Origin of the sequence: Curtobacterium sp. 24E2 (assembly GCF_016925595.1) — a bacterium.
In the GTDB taxonomy this organism is placed as follows: domain Bacteria; phylum Actinomycetota; class Actinomycetes; order Actinomycetales; family Microbacteriaceae; genus Curtobacterium.
The window spans coordinates 984,118-1,003,389 of record NZ_CP068987.1; the positions used below are offsets into that span (position 1 = coordinate 984,118).

Below are 19,272 nucleotides of genomic sequence, written 5' to 3' on the forward strand. Positions count from 1 at the left end.
GACGCGTCACGGGAGTCGTGACGCGGCAGCCACGAAGGAGTGCACGCATGACGGTCCGGATCATCCACGTCGGTCTCGGAGGGTGGGGCGGCAACTGGGCCCGCACCGCCATCCCAGAGGTCTCCGAAGTGGAGGTGGTCGGGATCGTCGACCCGGTGCCGGCGACGCTGACCGCCGTGCAGCAGGACCTCGGACTGCCGGCGTCCGCCGCGTTCGCGTCCCTCACCGAGGCGCTCGCCGGGGTCGAGGCCGACGCCGTCGTCATCACCGCCCCCGCCGTCACCCACGTGCCGCTCGCGCTCGAGGCCCTCGATGCCGGCAAGCACGTCCTGGTCGAGAAGCCGTTCGCCAACACCACCGACGAAGCCGTCACCGCCGTGCGCCGTGCCGAGGAGCTCGGCCTCGTGCTGCAGGTCAGCCAGAACTACCGCTGGTACCCGGCTCCCCGCGCAGTCCAGGAGATGCTCGAGGCGGACGTGGTCGGCGAGATCTCCGCGATCAACATCGACTTCCGCCAGTGGGACAACGACCTGGCGTTCGAGGAGCACCCGCACTACAAGTTCCCGCACGCCATGATCAACGACATGGCGATCCACCACTTCGACCTGCTGCGGATGGTCACCGGACAGGAGGCCGTCCGGGTCTTCGCCAAGGCGACCTACCCGTCGTACAGCAAGTACCAGGACGAAGCCATCGCCTCGATGCTCATCGAGCTCGACGGTGGGCTGGTCGTCAGCTACCGCGGCAGCTGGCTGAGCCGCGGCCCCCGCACGGCGTGGGCCGGCGAGTGGAGCATCCAGGGCGAGGACGGCGAACTCTGGTTCACCAGCCGCGACGGTGCCCCGAACGCGGTCGACGGCGACGTGGTCACCCTCCGCCGCACCCAGGACGACGAGGCCGAGCCCGTCGAGCTGCCCGTGCTCGAGCACACCGACCGCCAGGGCGGGCTGCAGGCATTCGCCCGGTCGATCGAGGGCGGCCCGGCACCGGCGACGAGCGGCCGCGACAACCTGCGCAGCCTCGCACTCATGGAGGCAGCTGGTCGTTCGGCTGCCAGCGGCCAACCCGAGGACGTCGTCGTCCCGTCCTGAACGCGTGACCGACGGACGGGAGGCCCGTGGCGGGCCCGCCACGGGCCTCCCGTCCGCCCTGGGGTCGTGTCCACTGCCGCGGGAGCAAGACCGACCGGGTGGCCGCGCCGCGGCCATCTGGGCGCGCCCCCGGCCCGGCCGTGTAGAAACTGGGGAATGGCCAAGGACAGTCTCCCCGAGCTCGAACTCGCGAACGTCCGCACGCGTGAGCGCATGACCGACACCGTCACCGAGCTCAAGCGCCGTGCGAACCTCCCGGCGCGGGCACGGCTCGCAGCCGCGAAGACCCGCCAGCGCTGGCACCGTGACCCCACGCCCCTCGTGGCCATGGGCATCACCGGTCTCACCGGGATCGCGGCGATCATCACCGGCATCGCGATCCGCAACCGCCCCGCCGGACACCTGGCGACGCCACCGGCGAGTTCGGCGTTCACCGCGCTGCTGCCCTTCGGCGCGCGCGGCGACGGCCCCTCGGCGAAGGAGCAGGCGCAGTCCGGCCGCAAGGGGCGCAAGGCCCGGGCGAAGGCCGCCGAGCAGGCGCTGGACCGTGACCCGGCCCACAAGGCCCGCGTGAAGCAGCAGACCGGCATCGCCGCGGTCCAGCGACGGGCGAACAAGAACCGCAAGGCCGCCGTGAAGCGGTCGAAGCAGGCCCTGAAGGCGCGGGGGTAGTCCGATGGCGCAGGAGCAGCAGAAGCCGGACCCGGACGACTCCCGGAAGCCGGACAACCCCACTGACCTCACGAAGCCGACGCTCGTCTACACGCTGAAGAAGACGTTGCGCGAGTTCTCGAGCGACCAGTGCACCGACCTCGCAGCGGGCCTGACGTACTACACGGTCCTCGCGCTCTTCCCCGGACTGCTCGCGATCGTCTCGATCCTCGGTCTCGTGTCGAACCCGTCGGACACCATCACGTCGCTGCTGGACGTCGTCCGCAACGTCGGCGGCGGCCAGGTCGCGGACCTGCTCCAGGACCCGATCGAGGGACTCGTCCGCTCGCCCGCCGCCCCGGTCACGTTCATCGTCGGTCTTGTCGGTGCCCTCTGGTCGGCCTCCGGCTACGTCGGCGCCTTCGGCCGGGCGATGAACCGGATCTACAACGTCCGCGAGGGGCGTCCGATCTGGAAGCTCCGCCCGACGATGCTCGGCGTGACGCTCGCGACCGTCATCCTGCTCGTCCTCGGACTGCTGACGCTCGTCTCCGGTCCGCTCGCCCGCAGCTTCGGTGACGTCATCGGCCTCGGGGACGTCGCTGCGACGGTGCTCCTCATCGTGCAGTGGCCGATCCTGCTGATCATCGCGATCGTCGTGGTCGCGGTGCTCTACTACTGGTCGCCGAACGTCAAGCAGCCGAAGTTCACCTGGGTCAGCAGCGGGTCGATCCTGGCGCTCCTCATCTGGATCATCGCGAGCGTCGGCTTCGGCTTCTACGTCGGGAACTTCTCGAACTACAACGCCACCTACGGCTCCCTCGGTGGGGTCATTGTGTTCCTGCTGTGGATCTGGATCACGAACAACGCGCTGCTCTTCGGTGCCGAGTTCGACGCCGAGATCGAGCGCGGCCGCGAGCTGCAGGCGGGCATCCGGGCAGAGGAGGACATCCAGCTCCCCGAGCGCGACACCCGCCAGATCGAGAAGCAGGACGAGAAGCGGGCGCAGGACGTCCTCGAGGGGATCAGGATCCGGCAGGGCGCCGACGGCGACTGACCGAATCCGGTAAACTGGTACAGCGGACCCGCCCCACTCTCGTGGATCAGGCGGGTCTAGCTGTTTCTTCGGGTACTTGCAACGGCGCACCGTTTCGGTCCAGGGGCCGCAGGTGCTGGTCGTACCAATCCCATCCGAACGCGTTGCGTGGGTGCCGATTGAGGTGGATGTTCACCGTGTACGCCACGAGGTCGGCGATCTGCGCCCACTGCGACCGACGGCTGTCATGTGCCACCGGGTCCTCGAGCACTCGGCGCGTCGCCAGCGGAAGGGCACGATGCGCCGATCGGTGGTTCTCGTCGTCACCGTCCATCGTGATGATCCCGAAGGCGTCCTCGGCGGCCAGCTCGCGATCGATCATCGCCACGAGATCGGCGTACGTCTCGTACTTCGCGGCACCCCACGCCTTCCCGCCCTCCGGCACCCACCGGAAGACCGACCCCACGCGGACACCGGGAAGGAGCGCGAGGGTGCGCAGGCATCGTTCGCCGACTTCACGCCCGAGGTCCTTCCACAGGACGATCATCGTTCCGTCTGCGCTCTTCGCAACGTGTCGCGCCTGCGGGTGGTCTGCCACCTTGCCGCGGCCCTGGGTGTAGTGCGTGCAGTGCAGTTCCCGCGAGACCGGTATCCCGAAGTCCCGTGCCAGTTCCTTCCGCAGGTCGAGCCAGGTGCGGAGGGCGGGCGCCCACGACGTCGGCGACACCTCGACCCACGCGTACACGATCAGCCCGCCGAGCTCGGCGCTCCCCGAGTCATCGACGTAGAAGAGGCGCATGCGCTCGGCGGAGGCTGAGTGACGTTCCATGTACCAGATACTGACGTACTCCAGGCGTCCGTGGGGCTCGGCGCGCTACGGTGCGACCGTGCCCGACTTCCTCGAGGAACTGCCGTTCCGGTGGCTCGTCCTCGCGCTCTTCGTGATCGTGTTCTGCCGCGCGCAGGCCACGTACTGGGTCGCGCGACTCGCGGTGACGGGTGCCTCGCGCTCCCGCTGGGGCGGCTGGCTGGACTCGTCGGCGGTCCGCCGCGGTTCCGCCCTCCTCGAGCGCTGGGGTCTACCGGTGGTGACGGTGAGCTTCGTGGTGGTCGGGCTGCAGACGGTGATGAACGCGGCCGCGGGGCTCGCTCGCGTGGCGTGGTGGCGGTACACGATCGCGATGGTGCCGGGGTGCGTCGCGTGGGCCTTCCTCTACGCGACCGTCGGGCTCGCGGTGTTCTGGGCGGTCGTCGCCGCGCTGGCGGGCTCGCCGTGGGGCATCGCAGCGGTGGCCGTCCTGGTGGTCGCCGCAGCCGTCGGAGTGACGGTTCTCCACAGATCCCGGAACCGGTCGGGAGGCCCGGCCCGGCTTCCGTAGGCTGGCCCACGTGACGACAGAACAGCTCCAGAACCGTCCGGTCGCCCTGGTGACCGGTGCCACCCGCGGCATCGGCCGCGCGATCGCGACCGACCTCGGTCGCACCCACCACCTGTTCGTCGGCGGACGGAACGCCGACGCGGTGCACGCCCTCGTCGCCGAGCTGCCGAGTGCTGCGCCGTTCGTCGGCGACCTCGGCGCGGGGACCTGCCGGCGCTGCCGAACAGGCTCGACGTGCTCGTGCACTCCGCCGGCGTCGAGCAGGGCACGACCATCGCCGACACCCCGCGTGCCGTGTGGGAGCAGGTCTTCGCCACGAACGTGTTCGCGGTCACCGAGCTCACCCGGGTGGCGCTCCCGGGGCTCCGGGCGGCACGGGGCATCGTCGTGCCGATCAACAGCGGGTCGGGGTTCCACTCCGGCCCCGGCGGTGGCGTGTACGCGGCGTCGAAGTTCGCACTGCGGGCCTTCGCCGATGCCCTGCGAGAAGAAGAACGGGCCAACGGCGTCCGGGTCTCGAGCGTGCACCCGGGCCGGACGGACTCGGACATGCAGCGGGCGCTGACCGAGAAACTCGGCGAGGACTACGACACCGCGTACTACCTAACGCCGGAGGACGTGGCCGCGGCGGTCCGGACGGTCGTCGACCTGCCGGAGCGCGGCACCGTCGAGTCGCTCGCGATCCGGCCGACCCGACGGCGCTGACCGCTGACCGCGCTGGGGGCGCTTCCTCACCGCAGCTCGATGCGCGCGTCGAGCTCGAGCCGGTCGAGGAACGTCTCGTCGTGGCTGACCACGACGAGCGCGCCGCGGTAGGCCCTGAGCGCGTCGACGAGCTGGTCGACACTCGTCAGGTCGAGGTCGTTCGTCGGCTCGTCGAGCACCAGCAGCTGCGGCGGCGGGTCGGCCAGCACCAGGCTCGCCAACGCCACCCGGAAGCGCTCCCCGCCGGACAGCGCCCCGGCGAGCCGGTCGACGGTGTCGCCGCGCACGAGGAACTTCGCGAGCCGGTTCCGCACCTCGGCGACGGGGACGTGCGGAGCGTCCCGGCGTACGTTGTCGAGCACCGTGGCGTTGTCGTCGAGGGTGTCCTTCCGCTGCGGCAGGTACGCGATCCGCTCGACGTGGGCGACGGCACCGGTTTCGGGTAGCGGGTGCTCCCGGGCCTCCGGCGCCCCGACGAGCTGTTCGAGCAGGGTGGACTTGCCGACGCCGTTGTCCCCGGTGACCGCGACCCGCTCCGGCCCCTGCACGATCACGTCCCGCCCCCGCACCGTGACGGTCGCGATCTGCCGTGACGCCGGCACGTCCGGGTCGGGCAGGGTCACGTGGATGGACTCGTCGTCGCGCAGCCGGAGTTCGGCCTCACGCTTCGTGGCGAGTGCGGCGGCCTCGTTGTCCGCAAACCCGACGCGGAGCCGGCCGGCGGTCTGCTCACCCTTCTTCCGTAGCTCGTTCGCGTAGCCCTTCGGCATGTTCTCGACGGCCTTCACCCCGGCGCGAGCGCGCCGGGCGATCTTCGTCTCGGCCTCGATGCGCTGCCGCTTCTCGGTGCGGTGTCGTTGTTCTGCGACCCGGACCTCGCGTTCGACGGCCGCCTGCTGCACGGCCAGGTGCTCCTCGAACGCACTGAACGTCCCGCCGAACACGGTCATCGCACCGGCGCGGAGCTCGCACGTCTCGTCGACGTGCTCGAGGAGCTCCCGGTCGTGGCTGACCACCACGAGGGTGCCGCGCCAGTCGTCGACCAGGTCGAGCAGGAGTCCGCGAGCCCGACGGTCGAGGTTGTTCGTCGGTTCGTCGAGGAACGCGATCGGCCGGCCGCGCAACCGCACCCCGGCGACGGCGACGAGTACGGACTGCCCGCCGGACAGCGTCGACACCGGGCGTTCCAGGTCGGCGCCGTCGAGTCCGACACTCGAGATCGCCGCGGCGGCCCGCTCCTCGAGGTCCCAGTCGTCGCCGACCGCCTCGAAGTGCTCGGGCGACGCGTCACCGGACAGCACGGCCCGGAGCGCGGTGAGCGTCGACCGGATGCCGAGCAGGTCGGCGACGGCGTCGTCGGTCCCGGTTGCCAGGCGTTGCGGCAGGTGGTCGACGGGGCCGGACGTCGAGATGGTGCCCGACGTGGGGTGGAGCCGGCCGGTGGCGAGCCGGACCAACGTGGACTTGCCGGCCCCGTTCCTCCCGACCAGGCCGGTCCGGCCGCGCCCGAAGGCGGCGGTGAGGTGGTCGAGCGCGACGGTGCCATCGGGCCAGGCGAAGGTGACGTCGTGCAGGACGACGGATGGACTGCTGGGCATGGGGATGCCTCCCGGTGTCGATGCTGGGCGCACGACACCGAACCCACCGCTTCAGCGGTGGAGCGCCCGACGGGGGCGCGCGATCACGGTGTCAGCGCGTGGGCTGAGCAGAACCGGTGATCGACAGCAATCCGTCTTCTTCCGTCGGGGACCCCCGTGTCCGCCATCCGTGCCGCCGGTCGGTCTCCCGCCCCGGGGGCCTCGTGATGACGACGAGGTGCCTCCCACGGTAATCCCGGCCACGGGGACGCGCAAGGGATGACAGGCTGGGGGCATGCCGGAGAACCTGTTGCCGAACCCGTCGACGAACCCCGAGACCCTGCTGCCCGCCGAACCCGAGGTGACCGCGGCGCTCGCCGCCGACACCCCGATCGCCAGCGTGGTGGTGTCGCACCCGTCGTCGAGCCTGGCGTGGGCCCTGCTCGCCGACGAGGCCTGGGAGCGCGGCGCGGCGCTCGAGTCGTACGCCTACGCCCGTGTCGGGTACCACCGCGGGCTCGACGCCCTGCGCAAGGCCGGGTGGCGCGGTGCCGGTCCGGTGCCGTGGTCGCACGGCCCCAACCGTGGGGTCCTGCGGGCGCTGTTCGCGCTGCGGCGGGCGGCCGAGTCGATCGGCGAGCCCGGCGAGCCCGAGCGCCTGACCGACTTCCTCACCGCGAGCGACCCCGAGGCCCTGCGCGCGCTGTCCGCCGGCGCGTAGCGCGGTCGCGGCGCAGTCGACAGATCGCGCCCCGTGATCGTCGTCGCGCCCCGGTGCAGATCGCGCCCCGTGATCGTCGTCGCGCCCCGAAGAGCCGGGGCGCGACGACGACAGCGGGGCGCGGACGGGCCGGACCCCACCCGACCCCTACGCCAGCACCACGCTCCACGAGAACGCCTGCGGCCAGAGCTGGTGCTCCGGCAGCACGTCGAGGCCGCACGCCCGGCTGCCGAGCCCGTGCTGCGCCGCGTCGAGGTACAGGTACAGGTGGTCCGACGTCGGCAGCTCGTACGGGTGCTCGGCGCGGTCGATCTGCTGCGCGGTCCACGGCGACAGGGTGAAGCCCGCACGGTGCGCCCCCACGGTCGACACCGTGAACGGCCCGACCGACAGCTCCCGCAACAACGGCCGGTGCCCGGTCTCCTGCGGCCGCGAGTACTCGACCCCGAGCGACCGCACCGGAGCGGTGAACCGACCGACCCGGGCGGCGTGCGACGAGTCGGCGTACGACTCGAGCGGCCCGGTGCCGAACCACGTGGCCGTCTCGTCGGCCAAGCCGGCGGGCAGGTCGAACCGCACCCCGATCCGCGGCCAGGTGACGTCCCACGCGCCGAACGGCACCGCGTCGGTCTGCAGCACGAGCCCTTCGGTCGTCAGGGTCCAGCGGTGTGTGACCTCGAGGCCCCACCCGCTGTTCGCCGCCGCCACCCGCACCCGCTGTTCCAGCCCGGAGTCGGTCCGTGTCACCGACACCAGGCGGTGGGTCAATCGGTCCAGTCCACGGTCCCGCCAACGCGAGGCCGACGGGGAGCGTCCGGGTCACCGACACCGTGCGTCAGCACCGGGTCCGCCGTCTCGTAGCCGCCCTGCGACGCCAACCGGTCGTTGTCGGTCGGGGCGCGCCAGAGTTCCAGGCGGGGTCCTGCCACCTCGTGTCCCTTCCAGGACACCAGGTCGCCGCGGTCCGAGAACGTCCCGTCGCCGAGACGGTCGCCGTCCCACCCCTGCCGGGAGGCCCGTGGTGCGTCCGCCACACGGCTCGCGACGAGCCGCTGGCTGCGTGCGACGACGTGGCCGGTGTCGGCCCACGCGGTCGGGCCCGCCAGCTCGGCGGTCAGGTCGAGCCAGAGTTCGTCGCCGGGTGCGAGTTCGGCGGTGGCCGCGTCGAGCACCTCGGACGGCACCGGGACGGTCGCCGACTCGCGGGCTGCCACCACGCCGGCGGCGAACCGCCCGGAGGCCTCGACGACGCCGTTCCGCGACAGGGTCCAGCAGAACCGCAGCCCGGCGGTCGAGGCCGAGTGGTACCGGTTCTCGACCAGGATCGTGGTGTCCGACACCGCCAGGCGGATCGGGGCGACGACGGCCGCGAACTCGGCGAGCCCCGGGGTCGGGGAGTCGTCGGGCAGCACCAGGCCGTCCATCACGAAATTGCCGTCGTGCACGACCTCGTGGAAGTCGCCGCCGTAGGCGTAGTAGTCCTGTCCGGACGCCGTCTGCGCCAGGAGCCCGTGGTCGCGCCACTCCCACACGAACCCGCCGTGCAGGCGCGGATACCGGTCGACCAGCGCCTCGTACTCGGCGATCTGGCCGGGCCCGTTGCCCATGGCGTGCACGTACTCGCAGTGGATGAACGGCTTCGAGCGCTGCCGTGCCGCCTCGGCCGGGCCGCAGCCGAGCAGGGGCGTCGGGGTGCCGCCACCGATGGACTCGGTCTCCTGCAGTGACGGGTACATCCGCGAGTACACGTCGGTGTACTCGCCCGTGTAGTCGCCCTCGTAGTGCACGGGGCGCTCGTCGTCGCGGTCGTGCACCCACTGCGACATCGCCGCCAGGTTCCGGCCGGTGCCGGACTCGTTGCCGAGCGACCACATCACGATGGACGGGTGGTTCTTGTCCCGCTCGACGGTCCGTGCGACGCGGTCGAGGTAGGCGTCCGCCCAGGCCGGGTCGTCGGAGGGGCTGCCGACCCAGCCGGTGAAGATGAACCCGTGGGTCTCGAGGTCGGTCTCCAGGATCACCCAGAAGCCGAGCTCGTCGGCGAGGTCCAGCACGCGGGGGTGCGGTGGGTAGTGCGAGGTGCGGATCGCGTTGACGTTGTTGCGCTTCATGAGCGCCATGTCCGCGCGGGCGTGCTCCTCGTCGAAGACGCGGCCGCGCACGGGGTGGGTCTCGTGGCGGTTCACGCCGTGGAACACCACGCGCTCGCCGTTCACCAGGAACCGGTCGCCCTCGATCGACACGGTGCGGAAGCCGAGCCGGAGCGAGACGGTCTCGCCACCGTCGGCGCCGCCCGCCGCCGTCCCGGTCGCGGCAGAGTCCGTCGACAGCGTGGCGTCGTACAGCTTCGGCAGCTCCGCGCTCCACGGCTCGACGCCCTCGACCTCGATCGGGGCGACGTCGTCCGCCGTCGCCCAGGTCACGTCGACGCCCAGGTCGGGCACCGCGAACCGCACCGGGAAGCCGGCGTCCAGCGTCGGGAACGTGATGGTCCCGCTGCCGGTCGCCGGTCGTCCGGACGCCGCCGTCCCGGCCGTCGCAGCGGTGCCGAGCGTCGGAGCCCACGAAGCCCGAACGAACACGTCGTCGATCGGCGCCGTGGGACGGGCGAGCAGCGTGACGTCGCGGAAGATCCCGGGCAGCCACCACTGGTCCTGGTCCTCCAGGTACGAGGCCGCCGACCACTGGTGCACCCGCACGGCCAGGTCGTTCGACACCGGTCGCAGCAGCTGCGTCACGTCGAACTCGGTCGCCAGGCGGGACCCGGTCGACCAGCCCACGAGCGTGCCGTTCAGCCACACCCGGAAGTGCGACTCGACCCCGTCGAACCGCAGCAGCACCCGACCGGCCGCTGCGAACGACGCCGGCAGCTCGAACGTGCGCCGGTGGTCACCGGTGGGGTTCTCGTCCGGCGGGTGCGGCGGGTCGATCGGGAACGGGTACTGCAGGTTCGTGTAGCTCGGCGACCCGTGCCCGTGCAGCACCCAGTGCGACGGCACCGGGAGCTCGCCCCACGCGGGGTCGTCCTCCACGGCGGCGTCGGTGGCGAACGCGTCGGACACCGACGCGACCGGCGACCACCGGAAGCGCCAGTCGCCGTTCAGCGACAGCGATGGTGCGTCGGTGTGGAGCGCGGCCCGCGGAGGGAGCCGTGATGCCGAACCCGGCGAGGTGGAGTGGAGGTCGTCGAGTGCGGAGTTGGTCAACCCTTGACCGATCCTTCCGTGAGGCCCCCGCGCCAGAAGCGCTGCAGGACGATGATGGCGATGACGAGCGGGATGACCGAGACGAGCACCCCGCCGGTGGTGAGCTGGTAGAACTCCGGCAGGCGGTCGACCTGCGAGCGCCAGTTGTTCAAGCCCAGTGTGATCGGGTACAGCTTCTGGTCTGCCAGCATGATGAGCGGCAGGAAGAAGTTGTTCCAGATGCCGACGACCTGGAACAGGAACACGGTCACCAGGGCCGGGGTCATCTGGCGGAGCACGACGGTGTGGAAGATCCGGAGCTCGCCGGCACCGTCGATGCGTGCCTGTTCGAGCAGCGTGGTGTCCACCGACGCCGCGGCGTACACCCGGCACAGGAACAGGCCGAACGGGGAGACGAGGCTCGGGATGAGCACGCTCCAGTAGGTGTCGGTCAGGCCGAGCGTCGAGAACAGCAGGAACAGCGGCAGCGCCGTCGCGGTCCCCGGAACGAGCACGCCGCCGAGGATCGTGCCGAACACGAACTGCCGACCCTTGAAGTCGTACTTCGCCAGGGCGTACCCGCCGGCCGCGGCGAAGTAGGTCGCCAGGACCGCGCCGACGCCGGAGTACAGGATGCTGTTCGCGATCCACCGGACGAAGATGCCGCCGTCGTACGTGAAGACCTGCTGCAGGTTGCTCCACAGTGCGAACTCGCCGCCGAACCAGAACCCGTTCGTCGAGAACAGCGCGCCGGTGGTCTTCGTCGCGGCGATGACGACCCAGTACAGCGGGACGAGGAAGTACAGCGCGACGATGACGAGGATTCCCGTCACGACGATCTGCGAGCGCGGGGACCGGTCGAGCTTGCGGCGCTGGTGCGCCGAGATCGACGTGGTGTCCACGGGGACGGCGGTCTTCGCCGTGGCCGGCGCTTCGATGGCTTCGCTGGTCATCGGTCAGTCCCTTCGGTGGTCGCGACGCGACCGGACTGGAGGCCCGGGTCGGCTGTGGTGGTGACCGTGCTGCCCGCCGCAGCGCGCGTCTGGAGCGCGGTGCGGGCCTCCAGGCCGTCACGCTTGGCGCGCTTGCGCCGGTCGCGTTCGTCCTTCGGCGCGCGGTTCGTCAACGCGAGGAACGCGAACGACAGGATGAACGCGGCCAGCGCGATGATGACCGCCTGCGCACTCGCGACGCCGTACTCGTTGAACGCGAACGCGTTCGTGTACGCGGCGTAGTTCGGCGTGTACTCGGTGTCGATCGCCGGTGCGACCGTCGACAGGATCTGCGGCTCCGCGAAGAGCTGCAGCGTGCCGATGATCGAGAAGACCGTGGTGAGCACCAGGGCCGGCGCGATGAGCGGGATCTGGATCCGCCACGCGACCTGGAACGGGCCGGCGCCGTCCATCTTGGCGGCCTCGTAGACCTCGCCGGGGATGGACTTCAGCTGCGCCACGATGATGAGCATGTTGTAGCCCGTGTAGGTCCACGTGACGATGTTCGCGATCGACCAGAGCACGCTGTTGGCGCCGAGGAAGTCCGGCTGCAGCCCCATCGACTGCAGCAGGGACACGATCGGCGACAGGCCGGGCACGTACAGGAACGACCACAGGATCGTCGCGATGACGCCGGGGACGCCGTACGGCATGAAGTAGATGGCGCGGAAGAAGCCCGGCCAACGGGCGCTCGCCGACTCGAGCAGCAGCGCCAGGATCGTGCAGGCGATGATCATCACCGGAACCTGCACGATGCCGAAGAGCAGCATGCGGCCGATCGAGGCGACGAAGCCGGAGTCCTGCAGGGCGATCGCGTAGTTGTCGAAACCGGCGAACTTGCCGACGACGCCGTCCTCGCCGAACAGGCCCTCGCGGTCGACGGTCGTGAACGACTGGAACAGTGCGCTGATGATCGGGATGATGAACGTCAGCAGGAACAGGGCCAGGAACGGCGCGAGCAGGATCCACGGAGCACGCTTCTGCGCACTCGTGGCCTTCGTGCTCGTGCGGAAGGCGGGTCGCGTGCTGGTCTGCTGGCTCATCGTGCCGTCCTGACGCTGAGGCCCTTGTCCTTGAAGGACTGGACGATCTCCCGCTGGGCGAGTTCCACCGCGTCGGAGAGCTTGAGGCCGGAGGTGAGCTTCCGGCGGAACTGGTTCTGCAGGCTCGTGAACGCCGACTGGGTCACGGGGGACCACGACCAGTCGATGTTCTGCTCCTTCGAGGCCGGCACGAAGACGTCCTCGTTGTAGTTCTGGCCGGAGAACCACTTCGACGGCTGCTCACGCTGCTTGCCGATGTAGTCGACCGCGGGCGACCAGCCGATGCCGCAGTACTTGATCATCGCGTCGATGCCCTCCTTCGAGGTGGTCATCCACGTGATGAACTCGAGCGCCTCCTTCGGGTGCTTCGCGTTCGCCAGGACCGCCGCCGTCGAACCGCCGATGGCGCTCGAGCCGAAGCCGTCGGCGCCCCACTTCTGCATGGGGGCGACCTTCCACTTGCCCTCGCCACCCTGCACCGACTCGATCAGGGCGTCGCCCCAGCTCGCGCTCGTGACCGCGGCGATCTTGCCGCTCGCGGCCGAGGCGTACCAGCCGGGGAGTACGCACCGGCGCTGGTGTCGACGAGCTCGTCGTCGATGACCCCGTCGAAGAAGTCCGCGACCATCAGGGTCTCGTCGTCGGTCATGTCGACGACCCACTCGTCACCGTCGACCTTGAACCAGCGGGCGCCGGCCTGCTGCGCGTACGCGGCGAACGGCGACGCGTCCGAGACCGGGAACACCTCGAGGTAGTTCTGCTTGCCGGTCTTCCGGACCTTCTCGGCCAGGTCGCGCCACTCGTCCCACGTCGTCGGAGGCTCGCCGCCGGCCTGCTCGAGCAGGGCGGTCTGGTAGTAGAACCCCATGGGGCCGGTGTCCTGCGGGATGCCGTAGACGCCGTCCACGAAGGACACCTGCGCCCACGCGGCTTCGTCGTACTTCGACTCGAAGTCCTTCGCGCCGTAGCGAGCGAGGTCGACGAGACCGTTGGCGAGCATGAACTCGGGGATCTGCCGGAGCTCGACCTGACCGATGTCCGGACCGCCGCCGGCCGCCAGCGCGGAGTACATCTTCTGGTACCCGCCGCTGTTGCCGCCGGGGATCCAGTTCGCGTTCACCTGGACGTCCGGGTGCGTCTTGTTCCACACGTCGCAGACCTTCTGCAGGTCCTTCAGCCAGGCCCAGTAGGTGAGTTCGACCTTCTGGCCGCTCACGGCGGCGGGCACGAGGGCGGCCTTGTTGACGTTCGTCGAGCCGGGCACCGCGCACCCGGCGAGGAGTCCGGCGGCGGCCGTGCCGAGGCCGAAGCCCAACAGCTGTCGTCGTGATATGGGGCGTCGGTTCGGTTGTGGCGTCATTGCCAGCACCTCGGTTCATCGGCGAGCGGGGTTGGCCATCAGCAAATCATAAAACCGAGCGATGTTGCGATTTCGGCGCTGGGTGTTCCCTCCGATGTGTGACAGCGGGCCGCTGGCAGGGGAGGGTGGTCGGAACGTGGGAGCACAGGGGCTCTTCGAGTTCCTGCATCGTCCAACCGAAGGGAGCTGCCATGACGTCGACCAACGTCACGAACGAACTGCACCGGATCCTGGGACAGCGACTCGAGGCCGGAGGGACGTGGGCGTGGGCCTACGTCGATGCCTCCGGCAACGTCGAGGACCCGCGCCGCCAGGCGGCGCTGAAGCTCCGCGGGGTGGAGGAGACGCTCCGCGCGCAGGGGTCGGACCTCGCCGCGGTGGACGTGATCGCCGGGGAGCTCGAGGACAGCCCGGGCGTGCCGTCGCCGGTCGCACGGTACGTCCTCGTCCACGACGGCGAACTCGTGCTAAGCGAGGTGCTCCCCGGACCCGTGCACGCCGCGGAGTCGATCGGCGTCGGCGCGGTGCCGGACCTCGTGCCGCTCGTCGCGCACCGGCCGATCGACCTGCCCTTCCTGGTGGTCCAGGTCGGCAAGGACGGCGGCGGTTACCGCGCGTTCAAGCTCGGCCACCCGGCGACGAAGGACGACGAGGAGCGCATCACCGGCGAGACCTTCGACCAGCACAAGGTGAAGGGCGGCTTCGGTGACTGGAAGCAGCCGCGCTGGCAGAGCCGCACGGAGGAGATCTGGCGGCAGAACACCGCCGAGGTCGCCGCCGCGATCGACAAGGCCGTCGAGCGGCTCGCTCCAGCGCTCATCGTCGTCGCGGGCGACCTGCAGGCGCGCCCGATGCTCGTCGAGCGGCTCTCCGCCGAGTCCAGGAAGCTCGTGAGCGAGGTCCCCGGCGGCGGCTTCGACGAGGACGTCCTCGGCGACCACGTCCGCGTCGCCCTCGCCCGGGTCATCGCGACGCACCGCCACGACCTCGAGGACGCGCTCCGCAGCCACATCGGCCGCGGCGACAACCAGGCGGTGACCGGTCTCGGTCCCGTGGTCCAGGCGTTGCAGCAGGCCCAGGGCGCGACGATCGCGCTCGACGCCGTCGCGGTCGGCGACCGGACGCTGCTCGCGCTCGGTGCGGCTCCGTGGGTCGCGACCGCGCCGGAGCAGGCCGTCGGCGTGCCCGTCATCGGACCCGTCCCCGCCGTGTGCGCGCTGGTCCGGGCGGCGGTGCTGACCGACGCGGAGCTCGTGCTCGTGAACGCGGCGTCCCTGCCCGGCGGGGTCGCGGCGGCAGCGTTGCTCCGCTGGCCGGTCGGGCCGGCCGTCCCGGCCTGATGGTCACCACGTGACGGACGGGAGGCCCGGTGTCAGCTGGCACCGGGCCTCCCGTCCGTCAGGTGGCCGCGTCGACGGCGCGGCGTGCGCTGTCCGGACCGGTCGCGGTGCCCTCGAGCCGGTAGACCAGGGCGCTCTCGCCCGCCGCCGCGTCCGTCGGGACGGCGATCCCGACCAGCCACCGCAAGTCCGTTCCGGCAGGTGCCGCGAACGACGTTCCGGTCGCGAGGGAGAACGTGATCGTCGTGCCGTCCTGGCTGACGGTGCCTCCGGTGAGGTCCATCGTCGGCAGGCGCGTCCATGCCCCGCCCGGCTCCCGGGCCGCTCCGCCGAGCACGGTCTGCCCAGGGGCGAACCGTGTGCCGGCCGGCGCGGTCGCCGTGAGCGTGCCCGTGATCCGCCTCACGTCCTCATGTGTCCGGAACCGCATCTCGACGTCGGTGGTCGCGCCGCGCCGCAGCGTGGCCGGGTCGCCCGCGACCGCCGTGATCGGCTGAGCCAGCTGGATCGGGGTGGCGCTCTCGGCACGCACGTCGCTGGTGGACGTCGTCGCGGCGAGCGTCGCGGTGACGGCGGCCGACCCGCTCAGCTCGGTGCCGACCGCCACGGTCGGCGTCAGGCGCAGGTCCGTCCCGGTCGGGAGGGAGAACGACGACGCCGTGGAGATCGCGTACGTCAGCGTCCTCCCGTCGGCCGACAGCTCGGGTGCGGTGAGCCGGCTGGACGAGGTCGTCCACGAGCCGCCCGGCTTCCGGTACTCCAGGGGCAGTCCGGCGGTCGTCGCGGGGAAGGACGTCCCCTCGGGTGCGGTGAACGTGACCGTCCCGGCGAGCTTCGTCACCGTGGCCGTGGTCCGGAAGAGCACCGCCACGCCCGCCTCGTGCCCGGGCTGGATCGCGACCGGGGGCGCGTCCGTGCCGTGGACGGCACCGCCGTCGAGGATCGTCACGGGGACGTCCACGTGGTCGACGCGGTCGTCGTGGAAGTCCTGGACGACCCGGAGCGTCGACGCACCGATCGGCAGTTCCTCGGTCTCGAGGACCCATCCGCCGGCGAGCGGGCCCGCGGTGACGTGGTGGCCACCGACGTGCACGACTGCGCCCGGCGTCGCGGAACCGCGCAGGGTCGCTGTCCGGCGGACGTCGCTCGCCGACTGCACCCGGGCGGTCACCGGGACGACGTCGTCGACGTTCTCGCGCGCCGTGTCGACGACGGTGCCGTGCAACCGTTGGTCGGCCTCGACGAGTACCCGCCCCGACGGCACCAGGTGCATCGTCGTCGACCACCTGCCACCGGCGTCGACCGTGCTGCGGCGGCCGTCGACGACCACGCGGGCCCCGGGTGTCCCGGTGCCCGAGACGGCGAGCGTCCGCTCGGTGCGGTCGAGCGCACCGGCTCGGACGGTCAGGGGGTCGAAGGGGCGGAGCAGCGTCGTCGTGCGGACCGACGTGTCGTCGCCGGCCAGCCGCGCCTTGAACGCGACGGGTGTCGTCTCGGCGTCCGCGGCGACGGAGAGCTGCGGACTCCACCGGACCGCTGCCCCGGCCGGCAGCGCGTCGGTCCCGCCCGAGGCGAGCGTCCCGGAGAGGCGACGGCCGGTGTCGTCGACGGTGACGTCGAGCAGCGAACCCTGCGGCCAGGGCGTCCAGTCGCCGCCGGGGAGTCGTCGCTCGGCCGGGAGGTCGTCCGTGCCGTCGCGGAACCGCGTGCCTGCCGGTGCGACCACGTCCAGGGTGCCCGACGGATCGGCGTCCGTGTCGGATCGGAACTCGACGGGGACGACGACGTCCGCCCCACGCTGCGCGCGGAGGTCGTCCCGCGCCGTCGCGTGCAGTGGTCCGGTGTCGTCGGCGGACCGGAGCAGGACGTCCGCGCCGAGGGGCTCCGCCGAGGACGCCATGGTCGCGGTGACGTCGAGCGGCCCGGGCTGGACGTCGGCGGTCGGCAGGAGGAAGTCGGCGACGCCGGAGGAGTCCGCGCGGACCGTCGCAGTGCCGGCACCGCCGGTCACGTGGACGTCCTCGCCGGGGAGCGCGCCGGTGACGTGCACCTGCAGATCCGTGCCCACGCGGACGTCGGCGGGCGCGGTGAGGGCCGGTGCGCATCCGCCGCACGCCGGGACCTGGTCGAGGGCGAGTCGCTCGAACCCCCGCTCGGTGACCCGGAACGCCTGGATGGTGGTGCGCTGGACCGGGAGGCGCTGGTCGGCGTGGTACAGCACGATCCCGTCGTTCTGTGCGTGCGTGATCCGCACGATGGCGCCCGGGCCGGCTCGACGCGTCCCGAGCTCGTCCTCGAGCGCCTTCGAGACCTGGTCGCCGAGCAGCGTCGCCGACGTGACGACCCGGCCGTCCGGCGTGAGCACCTCGACGGTGACGTAGGGTCGGCCGGCCCACGAGGTGTGCGCACGCCAGGTCGTGTGCCGCACGAAGCGGAGCGTGCCGGTGTCCGGGTCCCGCACGAGGTCGCCGAGTTCCCGGTTCTGCTGTCCGAGCAGGACGACCGCGTCGCCGTGGGTCCGCTCCACGCGCGTGGCCAGCACGTTCCTGACGTCGCGGTCGTTCCGGAGCACCGCCTGGATCTCGATCGGTGATCGGTTGTCAGCGAGGGCCCGGACCTGCTCGACCTCGGCGGAACCACGTCCGTCGGTGTTCCGCAGGTCCGTGACGCGCACCCCGTCGGGCGGGGACTGTCCGACGGCGGCGGACGACGGCGCGCCGGAGACGGTGCCGTCCGGGACCGCGTAGGCGGGCAGGACCCGTTCGACGGTGCGGTCCCGTGAGTCGATGTTCTGCCAGATCGGTCGCTCGAGCGGCGGACGCACGGCGAGCTCGGCCCGGACGGTGTCGCCGACGGGGAACCCGAGACGGTCGATGAACGGCCGGAGGTCACGGTCGGTGACGGCACCCATGACGCTGACGAGGAGGTCGTGCTCGTCGTCGGCGCTGAGGTCCTGGATGTTCATCGTCGCGGCCCGGACCCGCAGCTCCTGGAAGAGCCGAGGCAGGTAGGTGTCCCCGAACGCCCGGCGTGGTTGCTCCCACAGCATCATCTTCACCGTGTCGTTCTGGGCCAGCCAGTTCCGGTCCTCGCTCGCGAAGAAGTCCTCGAGGGCCGCGTGCCGGCTGGCGGAGTCCCAACGTGACGGGTACCCGAGCGCGTCCTGGATCGCGAGCGGCGAGATGTTCACGGCGAGCTCGGACGTCCCTGGGAACGACATCACCGGTGGCTCGTACGTGTGCCCGATCTCGTGCCACAGACCCCATTGCGCGTCGAACGGATCCCGGAACAGGTCGGCAGCCGCCTCCGAGCTGACGGGGAACGCGATGCGCGCGGTGCCGGCGTAGGCGTACACGCCCGACGCGTCAGGTGAGGCGATGTGGATGCGGTGTGGGAACTTCCTCGAGACACCGGGGCCGTCGTCGACGAGTCCGTAGGTCGCGTTCGTCAGCTCGACGACCCGGTCCCAGTACGCCGTCCGCGCGGTGACGTCGTCGGCCCTGATGTAGCGACCCGTGGCCGACGGCTGGAACACGCCCACGATCCGTTCGGTGACGATCGTGACGAAGGGCGCGTCGGCGTACCGGTCCAACTCGGCCTCGAAGTCGCGTTCGGTGGTCGCCCCGCGGACGAACACCGGCACCGGGTCGCCGCCGGCGACGGTGACGGACTGCGGCTCGCCGCCGCCGCTGTACTCGAGGGAGACCATCCCGTCGATGGGCGAGGTGACGACGTTGCGCCCGGGTGTGAGCGGCGTCGACGTGATGTCGAGCTCCTTGCCACCGTTGTGCGCGGCGTAGGCGCCGTACTGGCCGACCCGCAGGGCCATGGCTGGAGCGTCGCTCGGCAGGGTGACCACGAGCTCGTCCCCCTCCGCGGCGAAGCGACCCGTCGGCTGCAGGTCGCTGTGTGCGTACTTGCGGAGCTCGCGGACCCGTGCGTCCGCGGCGGTCGTGCCCATCGGATCGACCCGGACGGTGGAGGAGGTGCCGTCCGCGCTGCGGACGATGCTCGCGGCGGGACGGGGAGCATCGTCCGCCCGCGCGGTGTGGCCGGGAGCGGTGACGAGGGCCGTGGCGACGAGGGCGCCGATGACGACGGCCGAGACGAACGAGGAGGAGCGACGGATGATCACGTATTGAGATATTACATGCTATTACTTCAATTGTCGCGTGTCTGCTCCACGGTGGTG

11 protein-coding genes and 3 pseudogenes are annotated in these 19,272 nt (G+C 71.3%); 7 read left to right on the forward strand and 7 right to left on the reverse strand.

Annotated features, from left to right (window positions below; genetic code table 11):
* Positions 1-47: 47 nt before the first annotated feature.
* The 3 genes from JN350_RS05020 (at position 48) to JN350_RS05030 (ending at position 2,799) form a co-directional block, all read left to right on the forward strand.
* Positions 48-1,091, forward strand: coding sequence for a Gfo/Idh/MocA family protein (locus JN350_RS05020; RefSeq protein ID WP_205463754.1), 1,044 nt, complete (start codon positions 48-50; stop codon positions 1,089-1,091).
* A gap of 156 nt (positions 1,092-1,247) precedes the next feature.
* Complete coding sequence (locus JN350_RS05025) at positions 1,248-1,763, forward strand: hypothetical protein (protein WP_123672087.1); 516 nt, start codon at positions 1,248-1,250, stop codon at positions 1,761-1,763.
* 4 nt (positions 1,764-1,767) lie between these two features.
* Positions 1,768-2,799, forward strand: a complete 1,032-nt coding sequence (locus JN350_RS05030) for a YihY/virulence factor BrkB family protein (protein ID WP_205463755.1) — start codon at positions 1,768-1,770, stop codon at positions 2,797-2,799.
* Positions 2,800-2,845: 46 nt separating this feature from the next.
* On the opposite strand, the gene JN350_RS05035 is transcribed toward JN350_RS05030, so the two are convergent.
* Positions 2,846-3,607 carry a DUF3800 domain-containing protein gene (locus JN350_RS05035; RefSeq protein ID WP_205463756.1) on the reverse strand — a complete coding sequence of 254 codons (762 nt, stop codon included), beginning with the start codon at positions 3,605-3,607 and terminating at the stop codon, positions 2,846-2,848.
* A 58-nt stretch (positions 3,608-3,665) separates the two neighbouring features.
* Here JN350_RS05035 and JN350_RS05040 point away from each other — a divergent pair, with 58 nt between their 5' ends.
* Positions 3,666-4,157 (forward strand): VTT domain-containing protein, encoded by a 492-nt coding sequence (locus JN350_RS05040; RefSeq protein WP_205463757.1) that lies wholly within the window; start codon positions 3,666-3,668, stop codon positions 4,155-4,157.
* A gap of 10 nt (positions 4,158-4,167) precedes the next feature.
* A pseudogene (locus JN350_RS05045) lies at positions 4,168-4,862 on the forward strand (SDR family oxidoreductase).
* 26 nt (positions 4,863-4,888) lie between these two features.
* On the opposite strand, the gene JN350_RS05050 reads toward JN350_RS05045, so the two are convergent.
* Positions 4,889-6,460, reverse strand: a complete 1,572-nt coding sequence (locus JN350_RS05050) for an ABC-F family ATP-binding cassette domain-containing protein (protein ID WP_205463758.1) — start codon at positions 6,458-6,460, stop codon at positions 4,889-4,891.
* 274 nt (positions 6,461-6,734) lie between these two features.
* Here JN350_RS05050 and JN350_RS05055 point away from each other — a divergent pair, with 274 nt between their 5' ends.
* Positions 6,735-7,160, forward strand: coding sequence for a DUF3151 domain-containing protein (locus tag JN350_RS05055; protein WP_205463759.1), 426 nt, complete (start codon positions 6,735-6,737; stop codon positions 7,158-7,160).
* Positions 7,161-7,307: 147 nt separating this feature from the next.
* On the opposite strand, the pseudogene JN350_RS05060 reads toward JN350_RS05055, so the two are convergent.
* The 4 genes and pseudogenes from JN350_RS05060 to JN350_RS05075 form a co-directional block, all read right to left on the reverse strand.
* Positions 7,308-10,366: pseudogene (locus tag JN350_RS05060) on the reverse strand (glycoside hydrolase family 2 TIM barrel-domain containing protein).
* Entirely contained in the window at positions 10,363-11,298 is a 936-nt protein-coding gene (locus JN350_RS05065; protein WP_240347563.1) for a carbohydrate ABC transporter permease, read from the reverse strand. The pseudogene JN350_RS05060 and the gene JN350_RS05065 overlap by 4 nt, the downstream one beginning before the upstream one ends.
* Positions 11,295-12,380 carry a carbohydrate ABC transporter permease gene (locus tag JN350_RS05070; RefSeq protein ID WP_131922160.1) on the reverse strand — a complete coding sequence of 362 codons (1,086 nt, stop codon included), beginning with the start codon at positions 12,378-12,380 and terminating at the stop codon, positions 11,295-11,297. Before JN350_RS05070 ends, JN350_RS05065 begins: the two co-directional genes overlap by 4 nt.
* A pseudogene (locus tag JN350_RS05075) lies at positions 12,377-13,740 on the reverse strand (ABC transporter substrate-binding protein). Before JN350_RS05075 ends, JN350_RS05070 begins: the two are co-directional and overlap by 4 nt.
* 191 nt (positions 13,741-13,931) lie before the next feature.
* Between JN350_RS05075 and JN350_RS05080 the strand changes: the two are divergent.
* The gene (locus JN350_RS05080) at positions 13,932-15,080 is read left to right on the forward strand and encodes a baeRF2 domain-containing protein (protein WP_205463760.1); all 1,149 of its coding nucleotides are present in this window, start codon (positions 13,932-13,934) and stop codon (positions 15,078-15,080) included.
* Between the two features lie 58 nt (positions 15,081-15,138).
* On the opposite strand, the gene JN350_RS05085 is transcribed toward JN350_RS05080, so the two are convergent.
* Positions 15,139-19,215, reverse strand: coding sequence for a M60 family metallopeptidase (locus JN350_RS05085; RefSeq protein WP_205463761.1), 4,077 nt, complete (start codon positions 19,213-19,215; stop codon positions 15,139-15,141).
* Positions 19,216-19,272: the final 57 nt, after the last annotated feature.